Origin of the sequence: Arthrobacter agilis, from assembly GCF_006494655.1 — a bacterium.
Taxonomy (GTDB): Bacteria; Actinomycetota; Actinomycetes; order Actinomycetales; family Micrococcaceae; genus Arthrobacter_D; species Arthrobacter_D agilis.
This window is the reverse complement of sequence record NZ_VHIM01000027.1, coordinates 1-705: the sequence shown is the minus strand read 5'-3', so window position 1 is coordinate 705 and position 705 is coordinate 1. Positions and strand designations below refer to the sequence as shown.

The following is a 705-nucleotide window of genomic DNA, read 5'->3' as shown; positions in this document are numbered from 1 at the left end:
CAACGGACGGCTCGAGCACCTCCGCGGATCAGCCCTCGGCTTCCGAAACCTCACCCACTACATCGCCCGCAGCCTCCTCGAATCAGGCGGCTTCAGACCCCAACTGCACTCTTATTTACGATGAGCCCCTCTTCTTCCTAAAACCTTTCTTGCGAAAATCACCAACGTGATGTCCGTGCTGCTGGTTCTCCTTCTTGGCGCCGGAGCACAGGGGGCCGCTGCCGCCCCCCTGGTGATTTCTTCGATCATCACTCAGACGACCGCCGCAGCACCCACGGGACTTGCCTCACCGTCTCAGGAGCTGACGAGCGTGAAGCTCAGTTGGAACGCGTGGAACAATGCGCCGCGGTACCGCGTCCAGTTCTCCACGAAGCCGGACATGTCTGGCGCCACGTACTACCGGTACGGCACTACCAGTGCGACCATCACGGGCCTGACCAAGGACACCACGTACTACTTCCGCGTGCGAGCGCTCGCGGCCGACAATTCGACCGCGCTCAGCTCCTACTCGGACGCCGTCAAGGTGAGCACGAAAACCGACTCACCGTTTCCCACTGCCCTGAAGGTCACGGCGCAAGGCGAGTTCGGTATCAAACTGGCCTGGAACGCCTGGAACAACGCACCGCGCTACCGCGTCCAGTTCTCCACGAAGCCCGACATGTCCGGCGCCACCTACTACCGCTACACCACCACCGCCGCTGACAT

1 protein-coding gene is annotated in these 705 nt (G+C 61.8%); it reads left to right on the top strand.

The genetic code is table 11. The features are described from left to right. Window positions 1-310: 310 nt before the first annotated feature. A partial coding sequence (locus FJV46_RS15070; RefSeq protein WP_170212749.1) for a fibronectin type III domain-containing protein occupies window positions 311-705 on the top strand: 395 nt, incomplete at its 3' end.